Annotated in this window: 13 protein-coding genes and 1 tRNA gene; 2 read left to right on the top strand and 12 right to left on the bottom strand. The window is 61.1% G+C overall.

Going from position 1 to position 16,984, the window contains the following annotated elements; all coding sequences use genetic code 11:
• The 6 genes from L5849_RS00405 to L5849_RS00380 form a co-directional block, all read right to left on the bottom strand.
• On the bottom strand, positions 1-1,761 hold the full coding sequence (locus tag L5849_RS00405; RefSeq protein ID WP_236923833.1) for a tetratricopeptide repeat protein: 1,761 nt from the start codon (positions 1,759-1,761) through the stop codon (positions 1-3).
• On the bottom strand, positions 1,745-3,112 hold the full coding sequence (gene prsR, locus L5849_RS00400; RefSeq protein WP_236923831.1) for a PEP-CTERM-box response regulator transcription factor: 1,368 nt from the start codon (positions 3,110-3,112) through the stop codon (positions 1,745-1,747). Before prsR ends, L5849_RS00405 begins: the two co-directional genes overlap by 17 nt.
• Complete coding sequence (gene prsK, locus L5849_RS00395; protein WP_236923829.1) at positions 3,112-5,223, bottom strand: XrtA/PEP-CTERM system histidine kinase PrsK; 2,112 nt, start codon at positions 5,221-5,223, stop codon at positions 3,112-3,114. The genes prsR and prsK overlap by 1 nt, the downstream gene beginning before the upstream one ends.
• Positions 5,220-6,605 (bottom strand): TIGR03013 family XrtA/PEP-CTERM system glycosyltransferase, encoded by a 1,386-nt coding sequence (locus tag L5849_RS00390; protein WP_115416633.1) that lies wholly within the window; start codon positions 6,603-6,605, stop codon positions 5,220-5,222. Before L5849_RS00390 ends, prsK begins: the two co-directional genes overlap by 4 nt.
• A 134-nt stretch (positions 6,606-6,739) precedes the next feature.
• Positions 6,740-7,033, bottom strand: coding sequence for a hypothetical protein (locus L5849_RS00385; RefSeq protein WP_236923827.1), 294 nt, complete (start codon positions 7,031-7,033; stop codon positions 6,740-6,742).
• An 84-nt stretch (positions 7,034-7,117) separates the two neighbouring features.
• Positions 7,118-8,500 carry a short-chain fatty acyl-CoA regulator family protein gene (locus L5849_RS00380; RefSeq protein ID WP_236923825.1) on the bottom strand — a complete coding sequence of 461 codons (1,383 nt, stop codon included), beginning with the start codon at positions 8,498-8,500 and terminating at the stop codon, positions 7,118-7,120.
• Between the two features lie 150 nt (positions 8,501-8,650).
• Between L5849_RS00380 and L5849_RS00375 the strand changes: the two genes are divergently transcribed.
• Together L5849_RS00375 and L5849_RS00370 are read left to right on the top strand one after the other, a co-directional pair.
• The gene (locus L5849_RS00375; protein ID WP_236923824.1) at positions 8,651-10,249 is read left to right on the top strand and encodes an isocitrate lyase; all 1,599 of its coding nucleotides are present in this window, start codon (positions 8,651-8,653) and stop codon (positions 10,247-10,249) included.
• A gap of 11 nt (positions 10,250-10,260) precedes the next feature.
• Positions 10,261-10,452, top strand: coding sequence for a hypothetical protein (locus tag L5849_RS00370; RefSeq protein ID WP_369828415.1), 192 nt, complete (start codon positions 10,261-10,263; stop codon positions 10,450-10,452).
• A gap of 93 nt (positions 10,453-10,545) precedes the next feature.
• Here L5849_RS00370 and L5849_RS00365 read toward each other — a convergent pair whose 3' ends face one another.
• From L5849_RS00365 to L5849_RS00340, 6 genes are all read right to left on the bottom strand, one after another.
• A complete protein-coding gene (locus tag L5849_RS00365) occupies positions 10,546-11,877 on the bottom strand; it encodes an amidohydrolase (protein ID WP_236923823.1) in 1,332 nt (443 codons plus the stop codon).
• Positions 11,878-11,992: 115 nt separating this feature from the next.
• Entirely contained in the window at positions 11,993-13,693 is a 1,701-nt protein-coding gene (locus L5849_RS16070; RefSeq protein WP_236923821.1) for a sulfatase-like hydrolase/transferase, read from the bottom strand.
• The gene (locus tag L5849_RS00355) at positions 13,690-15,453 is read right to left on the bottom strand and encodes an SLC13 family permease (protein WP_306664110.1); all 1,764 of its coding nucleotides are present in this window, start codon (positions 15,451-15,453) and stop codon (positions 13,690-13,692) included. Before L5849_RS00355 ends, L5849_RS16070 begins: the two co-directional genes overlap by 4 nt.
• 84 nt (positions 15,454-15,537) lie before the next feature.
• Positions 15,538-15,622 (bottom strand) — tRNA-Leu (locus tag L5849_RS00350).
• Between the two features lie 67 nt (positions 15,623-15,689).
• On the bottom strand, positions 15,690-16,028 hold the full coding sequence (locus L5849_RS00345) for a hypothetical protein (protein WP_236923819.1): 339 nt from the start codon (positions 16,026-16,028) through the stop codon (positions 15,690-15,692).
• 87 nt (positions 16,029-16,115) lie between these two features.
• The gene (locus L5849_RS00340; protein WP_115416625.1) at positions 16,116-16,937 is read right to left on the bottom strand and encodes an inositol monophosphatase family protein; all 822 of its coding nucleotides are present in this window, start codon (positions 16,935-16,937) and stop codon (positions 16,116-16,118) included.
• Positions 16,938-16,984 lie beyond the last annotated feature (47 nt).

Raw genomic sequence — 16,984 nt, 5'->3', positions numbered from 1 at the left:
TCACTCGGGACGCAGCGAATGCAACTTCGCTTCGAGTTCCCGCCGCGCCCGCTCTTCTCCCTCTGGAAGCGCCGCGATCAGGGCAGAGATCGCCAACGGATTCATCGGCTGCAAATCATGCGCCGCCAGCGCGAAATCCAACGCCTCTTCGGGATTGTCGAGTTGGAGCGCCCCGACGCTGCGAGCGGCAAGTACCCAGGGCACCCGCCCCAAGCCGAGACCCATCGCATGATCGAGTAATGCGACAGCGCGCGTCCAGTCACCTTCAGCCGCAAGGGCATCGGCGAGGATGGCCGCCGCGTCTCCGTTCATCGGGTTCTCGCGCACATAGGCCGTTAGCAGTTGGCGAGCACTTTGCGGGTCTTCCTGAGCGCCCGCAAGCCGCAAGGCCAAGGGCCAAGGCCGCCGCACCTGTGCGGAGCGTCGATACGCCTCGCGGGCGGCGCGCTTGTTGCCCCGCGCGAATTCGGCATCACCCAGAATAGCCTGTGCATCTGCCGACCCGGGGAACCTTCTGGCGAATTCGCGCCCCTTCCGAAGCGCTGCGACGGCCTCTCTGCCGGCTATCGCATTGCGAACATAGTCACGGACCTGTTGCCCTCCTTCGCCTTCGGATATCGCCAGCAGTTCGGGCGGCGTAAGGCTGGGGAGTACCGAAAAATTTCCGCCGCCAAGCGCCGCAAGGTCGATATAAATCGCCGCCCGCTCACGATTGCCGAGGGCCTCGTAGGCGCGACCGACCAATACCCGCAAATAGGCCGAGCTCGAATTGGAAGCCGCCATTCCGGCGAAACGATGCACCAGTTCCCGCTCACCACCATCGCGGGACAGGGCATAGGCGAGCAGATCGCGGATGCGCGGATTGTCCGGCTGCCATGTATATAGCCGGTCCAACCCCTGCGCTGCGCTGGCGAAGTTTCCTTCTTCCAGATCGATGATTGCCGAAAGAAGCCAGGCGGATGCAACGTCATCCTGTTGCAGGCCAGATCTCGATAGAAGATCCCGGGAAAGGCGAAAATGCCTGCCGCGCGCCGCCAGAACCGCCTGGACGAAAAGGCCTCTGGGGGTTGTCGCAGCCGAAGAATTCGTGCCGCGCAAGACCTGCAAGGCTTCTTCAGCGCGCCCCGCATCGCCCAGCGTCGCGGCATATTCCACGCGGAGATCGATGTCTTCGGGCCGGGATCGCAGCGCCCTGCCCAACAGCTTCGCCCCCGCTTCCATACCTTGGGCATCGCGCGCAAGCTGCCCCTTGAACCGGAGAGCTTCACCATTGGCCGGGTCGATGGCAAGCGCATGGTCGACCGCTTCAATCGCTTCGAACTGCTCTCCGCCACGATAGCGCAGGCGGCCGATATCCACCCACAGCTCGGCATTCTCCGGGTCGACAGCGTGTGAACGATCAAAGGCCGCCCCGGCAGCCCGCAGGTCGCCCTCGGCCATCTCCAACCGGCCCAGCATGCGAAAGCCGAGCGCTCTTGTCGCGTCGGAAAACTCTTGTGGGGCAAGCCATGCGCGCGCCGCCGCCAGATCGCCCGCGAGAAGCTCGACTTTCCCGAAAAGCGCGGCCAGTTCCGCCCGATTCGCTCCCTCGTCCAGCGCACGCTCGAGATGAAGACGAGCAGCGCGTGGATCATCGCCGTCCATGCTCGCGCGCGCCTGGTCTATCCGCGAGCCTTCGAAGCCTTCCTCGCTACATGCGCCCAGTGGCGCGAGGCCAAGAACGAGAGCCGCGACAATACCGAGATCACGTCTGAAGATCATACTGCTTGAGCAGATCGTACAGAGTCGGTCGGCTGATGCCGAGGAGCTTTGCGGTGTTGGAAATATTCCCCTCGGTTCTCGCCAGGGCCTGCCGTATCATACGGCGGTCGGCCTGTTCGCGCGCTGCCTTGAGATTCAGAGCGATGTCGGCACCACCGTCATCCGGCTGCGAGAGATCGAGGTCCTCCACGGAGATCTGCTTGCCCTCGGCCATGATCACCGCGCGTTTTACACGGTTTTCGAGCTCGCGGACATTGCCGGGCCACGTCCAGCTATCGATGGCGGCGAGTGCGTCCGGAGCGAAGCTCTTCACCTGGGGGTTCATCTCTTTCGCAAAGCGGGCCATGAAGTGCTTTGCAAGCAGCACCGCGTCACCCGGCCGCTCGGCGAGAGTCGGAACCTTCACGACAATCTCCGCCAGACGATAGAACAGGTCCTCGCGGAACGTCCCCTCGCCGATCATCGATTCAAGATTTTGATGCGTGGCGCACACGATACGCGTGTCGACCGCAATCGGTTTTCTTCCACCAATGCGTTCGATGGTGCGCTCCTGCAAAAACCGCAGGAGCTTGACCTGCAACGAAAGCGGAATATCGCCCACTTCATCGAGAAACAGCGTACCGCCATCAGCCAGTTCGATCTTGCCTTCGGTTGTCTTGACGGCACCGGTGAAAGCACCCTTCTCATGACCGAACAGCTCGCTCTCGAGCAGATTTTCGGGAATAGCCGCGCAGTTGATGGCAACGAACGCGCCTTGTCTGCGGCCGCTGCAATCATGGACGCCCCGCGCCAGCAGTTCCTTACCGGTACCGCTGGCCCCCAAAAGCATCACCGAAACATTGGTCGGCGCCACGCGCTCGATGGTTCGCGCAACCTTGGCCATTTCCGGTGCGGCAGTGACCATCGAGCCCAGCACCGTCCGGTCTTCCCCGACCTTTTCCGCAAGGCGCCGGTTCTCGCTCTCGATATGATGCAACCGATAGGCGCGCTGCACGATCAGCCCCAGCGTATCGATGTCCACGGGTTTCTGGTAAAAGTCGTAGGCCCCTTGTTCGACGGCTCGCAAGGCGCTTTCGCGCGCGCCATGGCCGGAGGCTACGATGACCTTCGTGTCCGGTTTCATGGCCATGATCGCTTCGAGAACGGCGAAGCCCTCGCTCGTCCCATCAGGATCGGGGGGAAGCCCAAGATCGAGCGTTACGACCGCCGGCTCCTCCGAGCGTAGGGAAGCAAGAGCCGCCTCGCGGGTGCCGGCAATCACAACGTCGAAATCGTCATAGGTCCATTTCAGTTGGGCCTGTAAACCTTCATCATCTTCTACGATCAGCAGTTTTGGCTTGGCCTCTGCCATTATACGACCTCGTTTTTGTGGCGGGTTTGGTCGCGCCCGATGATCGAAGCAGCCGATTTCAGCGGCAAGCTGATCGTGAAACGCGTCCCCAGCCCCTCGCGAGACTGAACATCCAATCTCCCGCCCATCGACCGAACAAGCTCGCGAGATTCGAAAGCCCCGATGCCGAACCCGCCCGATTTGGAGGAGACGAAGGGCTCAAACAGCCTGTTGCGAACGAAATGGGGCGACATTCCTTGGCCATTGTCGATCACCACGACCTTCCCGGAAATTCCGTCGCTATACGCCTCGATCATGACCGAGCTGTCGGCATCGCTCGCATCGATGGCATTCTGCACCAGATGGGTCAGCGCCTGTTCAAACGCTTCAGGACTTCCTTCGACCATAGCCGGTTCGGCCCTCAATACCGTCAATGGGTGCGCTTGGCCGAGGCGTTGGGACACCTGACCTACCGCCGCGGCAAGATCGAACCGAACGGCCCTGTCCGATTGCGGCGGGCCATAGCGCCCCAAACGGGCGAGGAGGGAATTAAGCTTGTCGGCGCTGTTGCGGAGCGTGACCAACATGTCCTTGCGAAATTCCGGTTTATCGGCATGCTTTTCGGCATTGCGCAGGAGCAGAGACATCTGGCTCGACAGGTTCTTAATGTCGTGCATGACGAACGCCATACGCCGGTTGAATTCATCGAACCGGCCCGCTTCGAGCAGCGCGGCCTGACTGGCTTGTTCTGCCAGATAGCTGGCAAGCTGCCGTCCGACCACGGACAACAGATCGAAATCCTCCCAATCGAGCTTGCGTCCGATCAAGGGCTTGGCGAGCACCACGATGCCGACAAGGCGATCGAAATGCAGCAGGGGCACCGCCGCCCAGGCACGGTGATCCTCGCGCAGCCAATCGGGGACGAGCGCCAGTTCGCCATGGTGGTCAATACCCTCGCGCACTTGGTCGAGATCGATAATCAGCTCGTTGCTTTCGAGCACATCCCCCAGCGCGGTAGAGGCTGCGTGGGCGGGGATGCCCGAATTGTGCCATAGCCAATTTGCCTCAACTTCGAAGGTGCCCTCATCACCCGGGACAAGCAGAATGCCGGAAGGACTATCGACGATATCGGCGAGCGCCTTCACCGTACGCTCTTGCAGAGTGGAGTTGTCGAGACCCGTCGTGCCGATGGTGTTGGTGAAGCGTATCCATTCGTTCCGGTAATCGTACCGATGCTTGAACAGGTGCTTGATCGCGGTGACCCGTAGCCAGCCTCGCAGCCGCTCCGATGGCAACCAGATCAAGGCCAGGGCGCCGGCCGCGATGATCAGGCCGACCTGGGTCATTCGTGCAAGATCGCCGGTGAGCATGTCCAGCCAGCGCGCCAGCGCGAGCATCAGCCCGAGATACGCCCCGATAACCATGAGCGAGAGAAACCGAAAGGTCACTGCCCGAGAGGGGCGAAACTCCAGATTCGACGAGCTTTGGTTGAACCCCATTGCAAAGGGTATCGCGACAATCGCAGCCGCGACCCCGCGCAGAGCGGCAAGCTCTACCGGCACCTCGCCAATGATATAGCCGACGGTGAAATAATTGAGGTCGAATGCCCAAAGCCCGGCAAGCGCCGCGGCATTCCAGCGCAAAATCCGGCGCGAGGATACCGCCGCGCCGACATAGAGATTGTGCAGCAGCACGAGCGCCCCGACAGCGACCATGATTCTGAATAGGGTTCCGGTTTCAAACACCAGCGTCGCAAGTTCGGGTGTTACGGCATAACGCCGGGCACTCAGCAACAATGCAAATTGCAGGACTTCGACGAAGCCGAGGGAAAATGCCGCCGGTCGTACCAGCCGCAGCGTTTCGTCCCGTCCGTCATTGGCGAACAAGCGGAAAAGGGTGAAAAGCCAGGCCAGATTTCGCGCGATCTCGGTCAATTCGACGATGGGGCGGCCGGGTTCGAAACTTGCCGAGGCGAAACACCAGTTTGCCGTCAATGCCAGGGCCACGATGGCCGGCGTGCGATCGCTGCGCGAGCTGTCGCCCCGACGAGCTATCCAGACCGCCGCCAAGGCACAGACAATCGCGCCGAGGGTGTAGGCGATATAGGAGAAGGTACCGATCAAGCCGGTCATCGCGCACCCTCCGGCCAGAGGATTACGCGCGCGGTCTGTAAAAGGATGAGCACATCCAGAAAGGGTGTGTAGTTTTTGGCGTAATAGAGATCGTATTCGAGTTTGTGCCGCGCATCCTCGATACTCGCGCCATAGGGATAGTTGATCTGCGCCCAGCCGGTGATCCCGGGTTTGACCACATGGCGCTCGGCATAGAATGGAAGCTCTTTCTCAAGTTCGACGACGATTTCCGGCACTTCGGGACGCGGACCTACGAAGCTCATCTGACCTTTCAGCACACTCCAGACCTGAGGGAGCTCGTCGATGCGAACCTTGCGGATCAAACGGCCCACGCGGGTGACCCTCGGATCATCCTTTTCCGCCCATTTCGCTCCGCCCGCCTCGGCATCCACCTGCATCGAACGCAGCTTCCAGAGGGTGAAATGCTCGCCATACAAGCCAATGCGGGTCTGGCGGAAGAATGCCGGCCCCTTGGTCTCCAGCTTCACCAGCACTGCAAATATCGCGATCAGCGGAATGCCCACGATCAGAATGAGGAGGCTCACGAGGATGTCGAAGAGGCGCTTGCCTATGCTCGATAATCGTCGACCGGAGGAAAACCCGTCGGAGAAGATCAGCCAGCTTGGGTTGAGGGTATCGAGATCCACCCGACCCATTTCTCGCTCCAGAAAGCTGGAGAAATCGCTCACCTGAACGCCCTTGGTCTTTACACGGAGCAGGTCTTTGAGCGGCAACGCATTGCGCCGTTCCTGGAGCGCCAGAACCACTTCGGTCGCGCCGACACGCTCCACGAACCGACCAAGGTCTGAAATGGAATCGCGCGCGACGGCCGTAGTAATCACCGGTGTGGCAGCATCCATGGCAACGAAGGCGGCCACGGCAAAGCCGCTCTCCCGTCGGTGCGAAAGCCTGAGAATCCGCTCCGCCCGCTCGCCGGCGCCTAGAACCAAGACCGTCCGACGAAAAACTACCGGTCCCAGAAGCCGGTTTGCAAGAACCCGATTTGAAACCAGAAAAACAATCGAGAGGCCCATCGCATAGAGCAGGACCGAGCGCCACAGCGCGGAGCCAGGCAGGAAGAAATTCAGCAGCGAAATCGCGAGTACGCCGAGACTTACCGCAACCAACAACCTTGCAGTGGCGAAGCGGATCGATCGCAGGGCTTCAGGCCCATAGCCACCGACCGCGATCATCGCCAACCAGATCACGCCCGAAAAGCCGACGATCTCGAGCACTCTTTGGGAAAAGTCACCTACGCTCACGCCGATCTGCACCACACGTAGCCGCCAGGCCACTTCGCCAGCGAGGGCGAGCAGCGCGAGGTCTATCAAGGACAGCAGCACGACATTGTAGGAAATGTAATGCTTGAACAGGCGGAGCATCCGGTCCGGCTCGCAAATTGCTAGTGTCGGAATTCTTGACTAGCAGAGAGGAATGAACCGTCGGTAAATTTTACACTTACGTAAAAAGGGCGATGCGCCGTCGACGCATCGCCCTTTCGGTATTCCCAAAGGTGTCAGTTCTCGACGGCGTTTTCTACCGCTTCTCCGGCGCTTTGCGCAGCATCGCCGACCTGGTTCGCGGCTTCGCCAACTTCGCTTGCCGCCTCGGCGACTGCATTGTCCTTGGCCACTTCGGCGCTGTTCATCTGTGTCAGCAGGAATATTCCCACTACCGCGACGGCCAGAACGATTACGATCAGCACCCAGTTGGTGCCACCGCCTCGCGATTCTCCGTCGGTCACCACGGTATGGGTGGTATGCGTATTCCCCGTAGCGTCGGTCGTTTCCGTAATGCGTTCTTCGGTCATCGCCTTCTCTCCTCGAGACAGAGGTTCTGCGCCCGATAACGCCTGCTCGAGAATACCGGTTCCCCAAAGCGGTGCGATTTATCCCTAATCACGGGTGAATTCGAAGGGAGTCACACCCCTGCGAACCCTGTCGAAAGCCAGTCTGCGCCCAATCGGCGGTAGCGAGCGCTGACTGCACTGGATTCGATGACATTGTGCACAACCGGGACCAATTGGCTGAGCATCGTCGGCGCGCAGCGAAATTCCACGGGCCTGTGCCAATTCGTTGGCCAGAACCGCCTCGACGCCCAGCACCACGACGAACTGCGCCTCCCCCGGCGCACCGCTACCTTCGACGGTTCGTGCCATGGTCAGCCAGCCGCCATCCCGATCGCCCGAATTGTCGAGCGCGACGAACTGGACCTGCAGCTCACCGGCACGATCGAAGGCGCGATGGGCGTGCCATAGGGGACAACTCGCACCGGATTCGATGAACCGCGCGGTACTGGCTCCGATGAAGGTTTTCGAAAACTGGCCCGCACGGTCGATCCGAACCATGAAGAACGGCAAACCACGTTGCCCGACGCGCTGCAGCGTTGTGAGCCGATGTCCGAGTTGCTCGAAACTGACGCCGAAGCGCCGTTCCAGGACAGGCAGGTCGTATCCGGTCGCCTCGCAAGCGCGTAAAAAGCGGCCATAGGGCATGAGAAGGGCTGCCGCCATGTAACCCGTCAGGTGACGGGCGAAGAGCGCACGGGCCGCCTCTTCCTCAAATTTAGCCGCATTTGCGATGGCAGCGATCGCCTTGCTGAATTCCAGTTGAGCCAACTGGATCGCCAGTTGGAAGTTCCGCGAAGCAACGCTCAACATCTCGGATAGCTGGACCTGCCGTGCATGCAGGTCCAGCCGGCGCAGGCTGTCGGGCATGACCTCTCGCGGCAAAACGCGAACGGAGAGCTGGTGTCGCTCGCGCAGTCGTTCGGTAAGGGCGATGCCAATGTCTCCCCGCGAAAGCCGCATCTCGTCGGCCAGTTCCTCCGCCGCCATATCGAGGTCCGCGAAATGGTTGCGCCAACGCTCGATCTCGCGCCGGGAAGCCGACATAGGGTCATCGGGCTGGACGCCGACGGAACCGGCACTATCATACAGCCGTGCGAAAGCCGCCGCAGCCTGAGGGGCAGCAGCCAGCAATTCCTGCATTTCATCGCGATCGATGCCGAGGTCCGCGAACCTCTCGTCTGCAAAACGTCGGGCCAGCCCGTCGATCCCGCCGATCGCCTCGTCTTCGCGTAGCGAACGCGGATCGAAGTCGAACTGTTCGACCAAGCGCATCATGACGCGCGCGCTGACCGGTCGCTGGTTACGTTCGATCAGATTGAGATAGCTCGGGGAGATATCGAGCCGAGCAGCGGCGGCGGCCTGCGTCAACCGTTCACGCTTGCGAAGCCGACGGACGGCGGGACCGGCAAATAGTGCTTCCTCTGCCATGTGTAACTTTCTTTACATGTTTACTAGCCCGATAAGCGAATTTGATCCGTTTAGACAAGAAATTTTGTAAATTGCTCTATCGTGCCCCGGCGAGTTCCGGCATCAACATGTCAGACGATAACGCCCTATACACGACTAAGGAGCACCCCCGTGACCTATCAGGCCCGGATCAAGGAACTGAACGAAACCATCGCAGCCAACGGCGCGCCCTGGGCTGCGATCGACGCTGAAAGCGCCGCGCGCATGGTCGTCCAGAACCGTTTCCGCACGGGGCTCGACATCGCACGCTACACCGCGAAGATCATGCGCGAAGACATGGAAGCCTATGACCGCGATCCAGCGAACTACACCCAGTCGCTCGGCACGTGGCACGGCTTCATCGCGCAGCAGAAGATGATCTCGATCAAGAAGCATTTCGGCAGCACCAAGCGCCGTTATCTCTATCTCTCGGGCTGGATGGTCGCCGCACTGCGCAGCGAGTTCGGCCCCCTGCCCGACCAATCGATGCACGAGAAGACCTCGGTTCCCGGATTGATCGAAGAGCTCTACACCTTTCTGCGCCAGGCCGACGCCCGCGAACTGGGCGGCCTGTTCCGTGAACTCGACGAAGCCAAGCAAGCCGGCGATGCGGTCAATACGCAACGTCTGACCAAGGAAATCGACGAGCACGAGACACATGTCGTGCCGATCATCGCCGATATCGATGCCGGGTTCGGCAATGCCGAGGCGACTTATCTGCTGGCCAAGAAGATGATCGAGGCTGGCGCCTGTGCCCTGCAGATCGAAAATCAGGTGTCGGACGAAAAGCAGTGCGGCCACCAGGATGGCAAGGTTACCGTGCCCCACGAAGAGTTCCACCAGAAGATCCGCGCGATCCGCTACGCCTTCCTCGAGCTGGGCGTTCCCGAAGGCATCATCGTTGCTCGTACCGACAGCCTCGGCGCAGGCCTGACCAAGTCGATCGCCTATTCGAAGGAGCCTGGCGATCTGGGCGACAAATACAACAGCTTCCTCGATTGCGACGAAGTCGACGCAGCCGATATCAAAAACGGTCAGGTCTTCATCAGCCGCGACGGTAAGCTGCTGGCCCCCAAGCGCCTGCCCAGCAATCTCTACCAGTTCCGTCCGGGAACCGGCGAGGATCGCTGCGTGCTCGACTGCATCACCGCGCTGGAAGCCGGTGCCGACCTGCTGTGGATCGAGACCGAGAAGCCGCATGTCGAGCAGATCGCCGGCATGGTGGACCGGGTGCGTGAAGTGATCCCCAATGCCAAGCTGGTCTATAACAATTCGCCCAGCTTCAACTGGACGCTCAACTTCCGTCAGCAGGTCTACGATGCGTGGGCCGAAGCGGGCAAGGACGTCTCATCCTATAATCGCGATAAGCTGATGAGCGTCGAGTACGATGGCAGTAAACTGGCCGCCGAAGCCGACGAAAAGATCCGCACCTTCCAGGCCGATGCCGCGAAGCGTGCCGGTATCTTCCACCACCTCATCACTCTGCCGACCTATCACACGGCCGCACTGAGCACCGACAACCTGGCTCGCGAGTACTTTGGCGAACAGGCGATGCTCGGCTACGTCAAGAACGTCCAGCGCGAAGAAATCCGCCAGGGCATTGCTTGTGTGAAGCACCAGAACATGGCCGGATCGGACATCGGTGACGATCACAAGGAATATTTCGCCGGCGAAGCAGCCCTGAAAGCGGGCGGTAAAGACAATACGATGAACCAGTTCGCCGCTGCGTAAGGAGAGGAAGGATGACGACCATGACAGACGACACTCCGAAGACAGAGCCCGGTCGCGCCCGCGCGCTGTTCTCGACCGCCGACTTCCGGCTGCTGCGTACCGCCCTGACGCATTATGCGCGGCAGACCGAGGACCGAGAGGAACTGGCGAAGATCAACGCCCTTCACCACCGCCTGGGCACCTACGTCCCTTCGGACGGGTAGCGATATATAACCCGGTTTAATCATTTCTCCTGGGGAGGAGAAAACGGCCGCCGGAGCGTCCCCAACGCTCCGGCGGCCACTCTTTTTTGGTGACTAGTTCTCGCCGATGGGCATCAGATCGATGGCCGCACTCGCCAAGGCTTCCGCTCCGGCTGCGACGACCTTGTCCGCATCGGGAGCCCAAAAAGGCGAATGAAGCGAGGGCAGCGGGGTTCCGTCCTTCTCCAGCGCATCGAGCATCGATTGCGGTGTGCCGCTGATCCAGAAGATCATCGATTTGACATCTTCGGGCGCGGCCCGGCGATACTGGCTGAAATCCTCGCCGCCCATAACCGCAGGCCATTCCATGACGCGATTTTCACCGAAACGCTGACGAAAACCCGCGGCGACCTTCTCGCTGAACTCGGGATCGTTGAACGTCGACGGCGTATGAGGGTCCTTGACCGTCACTTCGGGCATCAAATTCTCGGGCAGCCCGGCCGTGATCGCTTCGCCCCGCGCAACGCGGCGAATACCGTCCAACAGAAGCTGCCGACTCTCGTCGGAATAGCTGCGCACGGTCAACTGGAGCTTTGCTTCGTCACTGATGATATTGTGCTTGGCGCCGGCATGAAAACTGCCCACCGTGATGACGGCCGGGTCCAGCGGCGAGGAATTCCGGCTAACGACGGTTTGCAGCTTCATGACGATCGCGCTGGCGAGAACGACAGGATCGATCGCCGTATGCGGATAGGCCCCATGCCCGCCGACACCCTTCACCGTGATGTCCACGCTGTCGACATTGGCCAGTGCATAGCCGGGAGTATAGCCGATGGTCCCCGCAGGGGCAGGCGCTGCCGCATCATGAAATGCCAGCGCGTAATCGGGTTTGGGAAAGCGGGAGTATAGCCCGTCTTCCAACATAGCGAGCGCGCCGAGACCCAGTTCTTCCGCAGGCTGAAGCACCATGACCAGCGTGCCCCGCCAACTGTCTTTGTGCCCCACCAGAAGCTGCGCCGCACCGATGAAGCCGGCCATGTGGGTATCGTGACCGCAGGCGTGCATCACGCCTGTGGTGACGCCGCTGGCCGGAGTGGCGGTGACTGTCGAGGCATAGGGCAGCCCGGTCTGCTCGATCACCGGCAAGCCATCCATATCGGCACGTAAAAGCACCGTGGGTCCCTCTCCGTTTCGCAGGATGGAGACGACACCGGTTCTGCCGACGCCTTCGGTCACATCGAAGCCGATCTTGCGCATGCGTTCCGCCAATTTCGCAGCGGTTCGATGCTCCTCGAAACTCAGCTCCGGGTTGGCATGCAGGTCACGGTAGAGTTCCATCAGCTCGGGCATGTCGGCAGCCAGGTCGTCGCGCAATTCATTGGCGGCGGCGGGCGCTGATAGCACCATCGCCAGCGCGGCCAGGCTTGTTGGAACGGTTTTGGACATCGGCACTAGTCTCCCTACACATGGACCGCATGGACCACGGTCCATTGGCGGAAAATCCTGCTCTCGTTTGCGAGGGGTCTTTTCGCAGAATGACGCGCGGTAGGAAAGGGCGGGCCTATTCCTTCGCGGGACCATCATCGGGGACCGCCACGAAATCGGCCTCGTCCACCTTCTGCCACTGCGGTTCGCGGTTGAGACGGGCGTTGAACAGCGTGTTGAACGTTCCCGGATCGGTAGAGGGTTCGTCGAGCGCTCCGCCATAGCGTGCCCGCACTGCCGCACGCTCGTATCCCATCGCGGCAAGCAGGGTCGGTGCAATCATGTAGTGGCTGGCGGGACCGTTGGTTGCGAAGTCCAGTGCCCCGCCCTCGCCCTGCATGGCAACCAGCGGAACCGCCCCTTCTTCCGAGCGCGGCGAGGACGAGCAGTGCGTGGTAGTCCCTGCGTGTCGGTCCTCGTGCAAATCCTGGCCGTGATCGGAAGTGTAGATGACCAGCGCCCGGCTCAGGTCGGCGTCTCGCAGAAAGCGCGCGAAGAACTCGCCCGTGTTCCAGGCCAGCGTATTGCGATAGGAATTGCGATAGCGCTTCCACTCCAACTCGCTGCCTCCGAAGCCCGCCCGCGAACCCGTGTCGACGATGTCCGCGTAGCCCCCTTGCGCGAGGTTTGGGAGGTAGAGCGCGCGATCTGCCGGGTACTTGTCATGCACCGGGAAATGGGCGCCGACCTTGTTGGCGATTATGAAGCTGGAGCGGTCGTCCGAGAGAAGTTCGGCGAGCGCCTCGCCCAGCGCCATATCGCGCTCGACCACGGGGACATCGTCGAATTGGATGAAGCGGTCGATCTCGGCCAGCTCGTCCGCATCCATGCCGTTCTGCATGGCACCGCCGGTGCGTTGTGCGTCGAGATAGACCGTCTCCAATCCCGCGTCCTTGGCATAGGTCCAGAGCGACGGCCCTACCCCGATGTCGCGGCGGTAGGTGTCGCGCGTTCCCGCGTAGCGCAAGGCGATGTTCGAACCGGTGCTGCAATTGGTGATCGCCGCCGCAATGCCGAAATTGGCGAGGGTGATGCCTTCACTCGGGGCGGTCAGGCCCGAGGACACGCCCGCAGGTGAATTGATATCGAGGTAGTGCGCCGTGACGCTCTCGTCGATGAGCAACACGATATCGCGGTAGAGCGGCTTGGCGGCCTGCGCGATTGCCACCGCTTCCCGCGGGCCCAGGTCGCCCGTCAACCGTTCGTATCCGGCAAGCAGCGTGTAGGTCAGCGCGGGATAGCTGCCCGGAACGCCCTTCAGCCCGTCACCGCCTCGCAGAAACGCAAAGCCGGTGAAAAGGGCTACTATTGCGAGTGGCACGAGGGGAACGATTGGGCCGAGGCGGCCGTGCATTTGAAAAGCGCCCGTTGGCTTTAGACCGATGGCCAGCAAGAGGAGCAGCGCGCGCGGGATTGCCGCGGTTAGCGCCCGGCTGTTCTGCTCGATGGCATCGCCTGCAAAACCGGTCGCGTTTACGAGGTCGATGTAGACCGCATAGGTCATGAAATCGAGTGAGGAGCGCTCGTAGCTCTCCATGAACCAAGAGCCGACGGCGAACAGGATTGCGAGCGCCCAACGCAGCCATGCCGGGCGTGTACACGCGGCGCCCACGATCCCGATGATTGCAAGCGCGAACATGCCGACAAAGGCGATCTTACCGCCCATCCCCCCGATATCGGCAATCCGGTCCAGGACTCCGGGAGTTAGCGACAGGATGTAGGTAAGCAGCGCCAGCGGCTTCGCAGCTGCCGACAGCCACGCACCGCGCTTGTTCACAATCCGTAGGTCACGACGAGGCCCAGCGAAAGCGCCGTAACCATGATAAGGACCAGCGGCACCCCGGTGCGAACGTAGTCCTTAAACTCGTAAGACCCCTCGGCCATGATGAGCATGTTGGTCTGGTAGGCGATGGGTGTCGCGTAGCAGAGGTTGCTGCCGAACAGCACGGCTAGGACAAGCGGTTCTGGCGGAAGGCCCAGCTTGGTCGCGATTGCAAAGGCGATGGGCGTACCGACGGTTGCTGCCGTGGCATTGGACGCAAAGTTGGTCAGGAAAGTCATTGCGAGCATGATCGCTGCAAGCGCGGCGGCGGGGGACAGATAGTCGAGCCCCGCGGCAAGCACGGTTCCGATCCAGTCGGCCGCCCCGCTATCCAGGATGATGCGGCCAAGGGCGATACTCGCCGCAACGAGCACGATGACACTGCCCGAAAGACCGCGCCCGACGCGGTCGAATTTCACGCAGCCAGTAACGAACATGAGGATCGCACCGGCCAGCGAGGCAATTGCGATCGGGACCAGACCGAAAGAGGCGAATGCGATCGATCCACCCATGATCGCGGCAGCCAGGGTCGCCTTCGAACGGCGGGGCAGCTCCCGCATGCCCTCGAGCTGCAGCAGGCTGTCAGCCCGGGCAAAATGCTGCATGTCGTCGGGCAGGCCCATGACGAGGAGCACATCACCTTCTGCAAAGCGGTGATCGCCACCCTCGGAGAACTTCTCCTTTTCGCCGACGAGTCGTTCGGGCCGATGGGTCCCGATGATTGCGACACCGTAGAGATCGGCGATCCCCGAGCTCGGCAAGGTCCGGCCTATAAGGCGCGAATCGGCGGTCACGATCATTTCGCCGACCGCGATATCGGTGCGCGTCTCGCTCGACCGGCGCCGGATGCGGTCGAGCACCCAACTGGGGGCGGCGTCGCCGCGCAGCGTCGCCATCGCCTCTTCGATAGCCTCGTGCGTCCCGGTCATGCGCAAGCGATGCTGAGGTCTTAGCAGACCGGGCGGAACGTCGTGGAATTCGATACCCGTGGGAAGACGAGTTTCGAGCTCGGATAGTTCACGTCCGTTGAGCATCGAATTCTCGGTGACTCTCAGCCGGGTTTCGAACAGGCGTTGCGCATGCACCGTTTCGACCCGGTTGTCCCCCAGCATGCGGGGCATCACGATCCAGACAAAGGGGAGCGCGACGAGAGAGGCAAACAGGACGATCGGCGTGAAATGGAATACGTCCATTTCGGGCATTCCGAGATCCACCGCGATCGAAACGACGAGAATATTGGTGGAAGTGCCGATGGTCGTGGCAAGACCGCCCATCAGCGATGCCGCGTTGATCGGGATGAGCGCCTTGGATGCCGGTAACAGCCCACGAAGAGCCAGTTGTACGAAGATCGGGATCAACAGCACCAATACGGGCGTGTTGTTCACGATCATAGACAGAAAGAAGGTCACCAGAAGGGAAAACAGCAGCCCGAGCTGAAGATTGATCTTGAAGAGCCGTTCGAGAAATCGCGCTGCAGGTTCCAGCGCGCCGGTCACCACCAATCCCCGCCCCATGATCATCAGCGCGCAGATGGTAATCAGTGCGTAATGGCCGAAACCCGAAAAGGCGAGACTAAGGCCGTCGGTTGGCTGAGTGTCGGGCAGAGGGAAGAAATAGAGGCCGACCGCGATCACAGCGATAGTCAGCAGCGAGATGATCTCCACCGACATGCGCCCCCGCGCAAAGGCGACGAACATCGCGATCGTGATGATCATCGCTGCAATCGCGTGGTATGAAGGAGGCCCGATCATCCGGTGTCAAAAATCCCAGTTTATTCACCGATGTGCAAGGATTTAGTTTGGTACCCCTGGCCGGACTCGAACCGGCACTTCGTAAGAAACTCGATTTTGAGTCGAGCGCGTCTACCAATTCCGCCACAGGGGCACTGGGTCGGGAGCGCGGCGGATAGCTCGTGGCACCGCGCGGTTCAAGCGGCGCGTTGCATTGTCCCTTAAAAATCCATGCCGATCGCAATATGCGCAAGCCGCGGCGCATCTTTGAATTTGGCGCCCATCGCGCCCATGGCCAGTATAGGGCCGTCTTTGGCGAGTTGAACTGCGAGCGAGGGCGGTTTGAAATCGGGCTCCGCCGGTTCGGGCTCGTGCAGCGTTGAGGAGATCGGGTGCTGCCGGTCGGTGACCATCCGGCCATCCTTGATGAGCGTGCGTGCGAGATCGAATTCGTGCGGCAACGAACCTATCGATCGCTCGGCCTTGCCCTGCCCTTCGGCCCCCATGGCCGGAACCGCGCAAGCGACACATACAGATGCGATTGCCAGTTTCCTGGACATGGGCGACCTCTCCATTCCTGCGTATGGAGAAAAGACGTATGAACGTTCGGGTCGGTTCCCGATCTCTTTGCCGGAACGCGCTGGCTGCTACGCCTTGAGGGCACCGACAAGCAGCTTGTGGAGCTTCGAATGCAGCGCGTCATTTCCCGCCAGCACCTGAGCGGAATGTATCGGCTGCGAACGCCCACGGAAATCCGAAACGAATCCGCCCGCTTCGCGCACGATGAGGCAGCCGGCAGCCGTGTCCCAATCGTTGAGGCCGCTTTCCCAGAAACCGTCGAATCGACCGGCTGCGAGCCAGGCGAGATCAAGTGAGGCTGCACCGAAGCGGCGGACGCCCGCCACCTGCGGACCGATAGCCCCGAAGATCCTGGTCCATTCGCCAAAATCGCCGTGGCCCTGGAACGGGATACCTGTGGCAATCAGTGCTTCAGGGAGATTTCGGCGGGCCGAGACACGCAGACGGCCATCGTGCAACCATGCTCCACGACTTTTCTCGGCCCAGAAGGTCTCGTCGGTAATCGGGTTGTAGATCACTCCGGCTGTGACATCGTCCCAGCCACCTCCCCCGAGCTTGGGCTCCTGAACGGCGATGCTGATCGCGAAATGCGGAATACCGTGGAGAAAATTGCTGGTCCCGTCGAGCGGATCGACGATCCAGCGCGGCTTGCTTTCATCGCCTTCGATAATACCGGCCTCTTCCATCACGAAACCCCAATCGGGGCGCGCAGAGAGAAGCTCGTCATAGATCGTGCGTTCGGCGATCTGATCGGCTTTGGAAACGAAGTCGGCCGGTCCTTTGCGACTGACCTGGAGATGCTCGACCTCGCCGAAGTCGCGGCGCAGGCGGCCACCCGCCTTGCGCGCGGCTTTCTCCATTACGCGGATGACACCCGATAGAACGGCCATTGAAACTCTCTTATTCGGTCAGGGCGCGGATCATGCGCGCCGGAAAG

This window comes from Erythrobacter sp. SN021, from assembly GCF_021864455.1.
This window is presented reverse-complemented; position numbering and strand designations above follow the sequence as displayed.

Bases quoted from the DNA above. Each gene is read 5' to 3' on its own strand.
- L5849_RS00405 (WP_236923833.1), bottom strand. From the start codon at position 1,761: ATGATCTTCAGACGTGATCTCGGTATTGTCGCGGCTCTCGTTCTTGGC.
- prsR (WP_236923831.1), bottom strand. From the start codon at position 3,112: ATGGCAGAGGCCAAGCCAAAACTGCTGATCGTAGAAGATGATGAAGGT.
- prsK (WP_236923829.1), bottom strand. From the start codon at position 5,223: ATGACCGGCTTGATCGGTACCTTCTCCTATATCGCCTACACCCTCGGC.
- L5849_RS00390 (WP_115416633.1), bottom strand. From the start codon at position 6,605: ATGCTCCGCCTGTTCAAGCATTACATTTCCTACAATGTCGTGCTGCTG.
- L5849_RS00385 (WP_236923827.1), bottom strand. From the start codon at position 7,033: ATGACCGAAGAACGCATTACGGAAACGACCGACGCTACGGGGAATACG.
- L5849_RS00380 (WP_236923825.1), bottom strand. From the start codon at position 8,500: ATGGCAGAGGAAGCACTATTTGCCGGTCCCGCCGTCCGTCGGCTTCGC.
- L5849_RS00370 (WP_369828415.1), top strand. From the start codon at position 10,261: ATGACGACCATGACAGACGACACTCCGAAGACAGAGCCCGGTCGCGCC.
- L5849_RS00365 (WP_236923823.1), bottom strand. From the start codon at position 11,877: ATGTCCAAAACCGTTCCAACAAGCCTGGCCGCGCTGGCGATGGTGCTA.
- L5849_RS00355 (WP_306664110.1), bottom strand. From the start codon at position 15,453: ATGATCATCACGATCGCGATGTTCGTCGCCTTTGCGCGGGGGCGCATG.
- L5849_RS00345 (WP_236923819.1), bottom strand. From the start codon at position 16,028: ATGTCCAGGAAACTGGCAATCGCATCTGTATGTGTCGCTTGCGCGGTT.
- L5849_RS00340 (WP_115416625.1), bottom strand. From the start codon at position 16,937: ATGGCCGTTCTATCGGGTGTCATCCGCGTAATGGAGAAAGCCGCGCGC.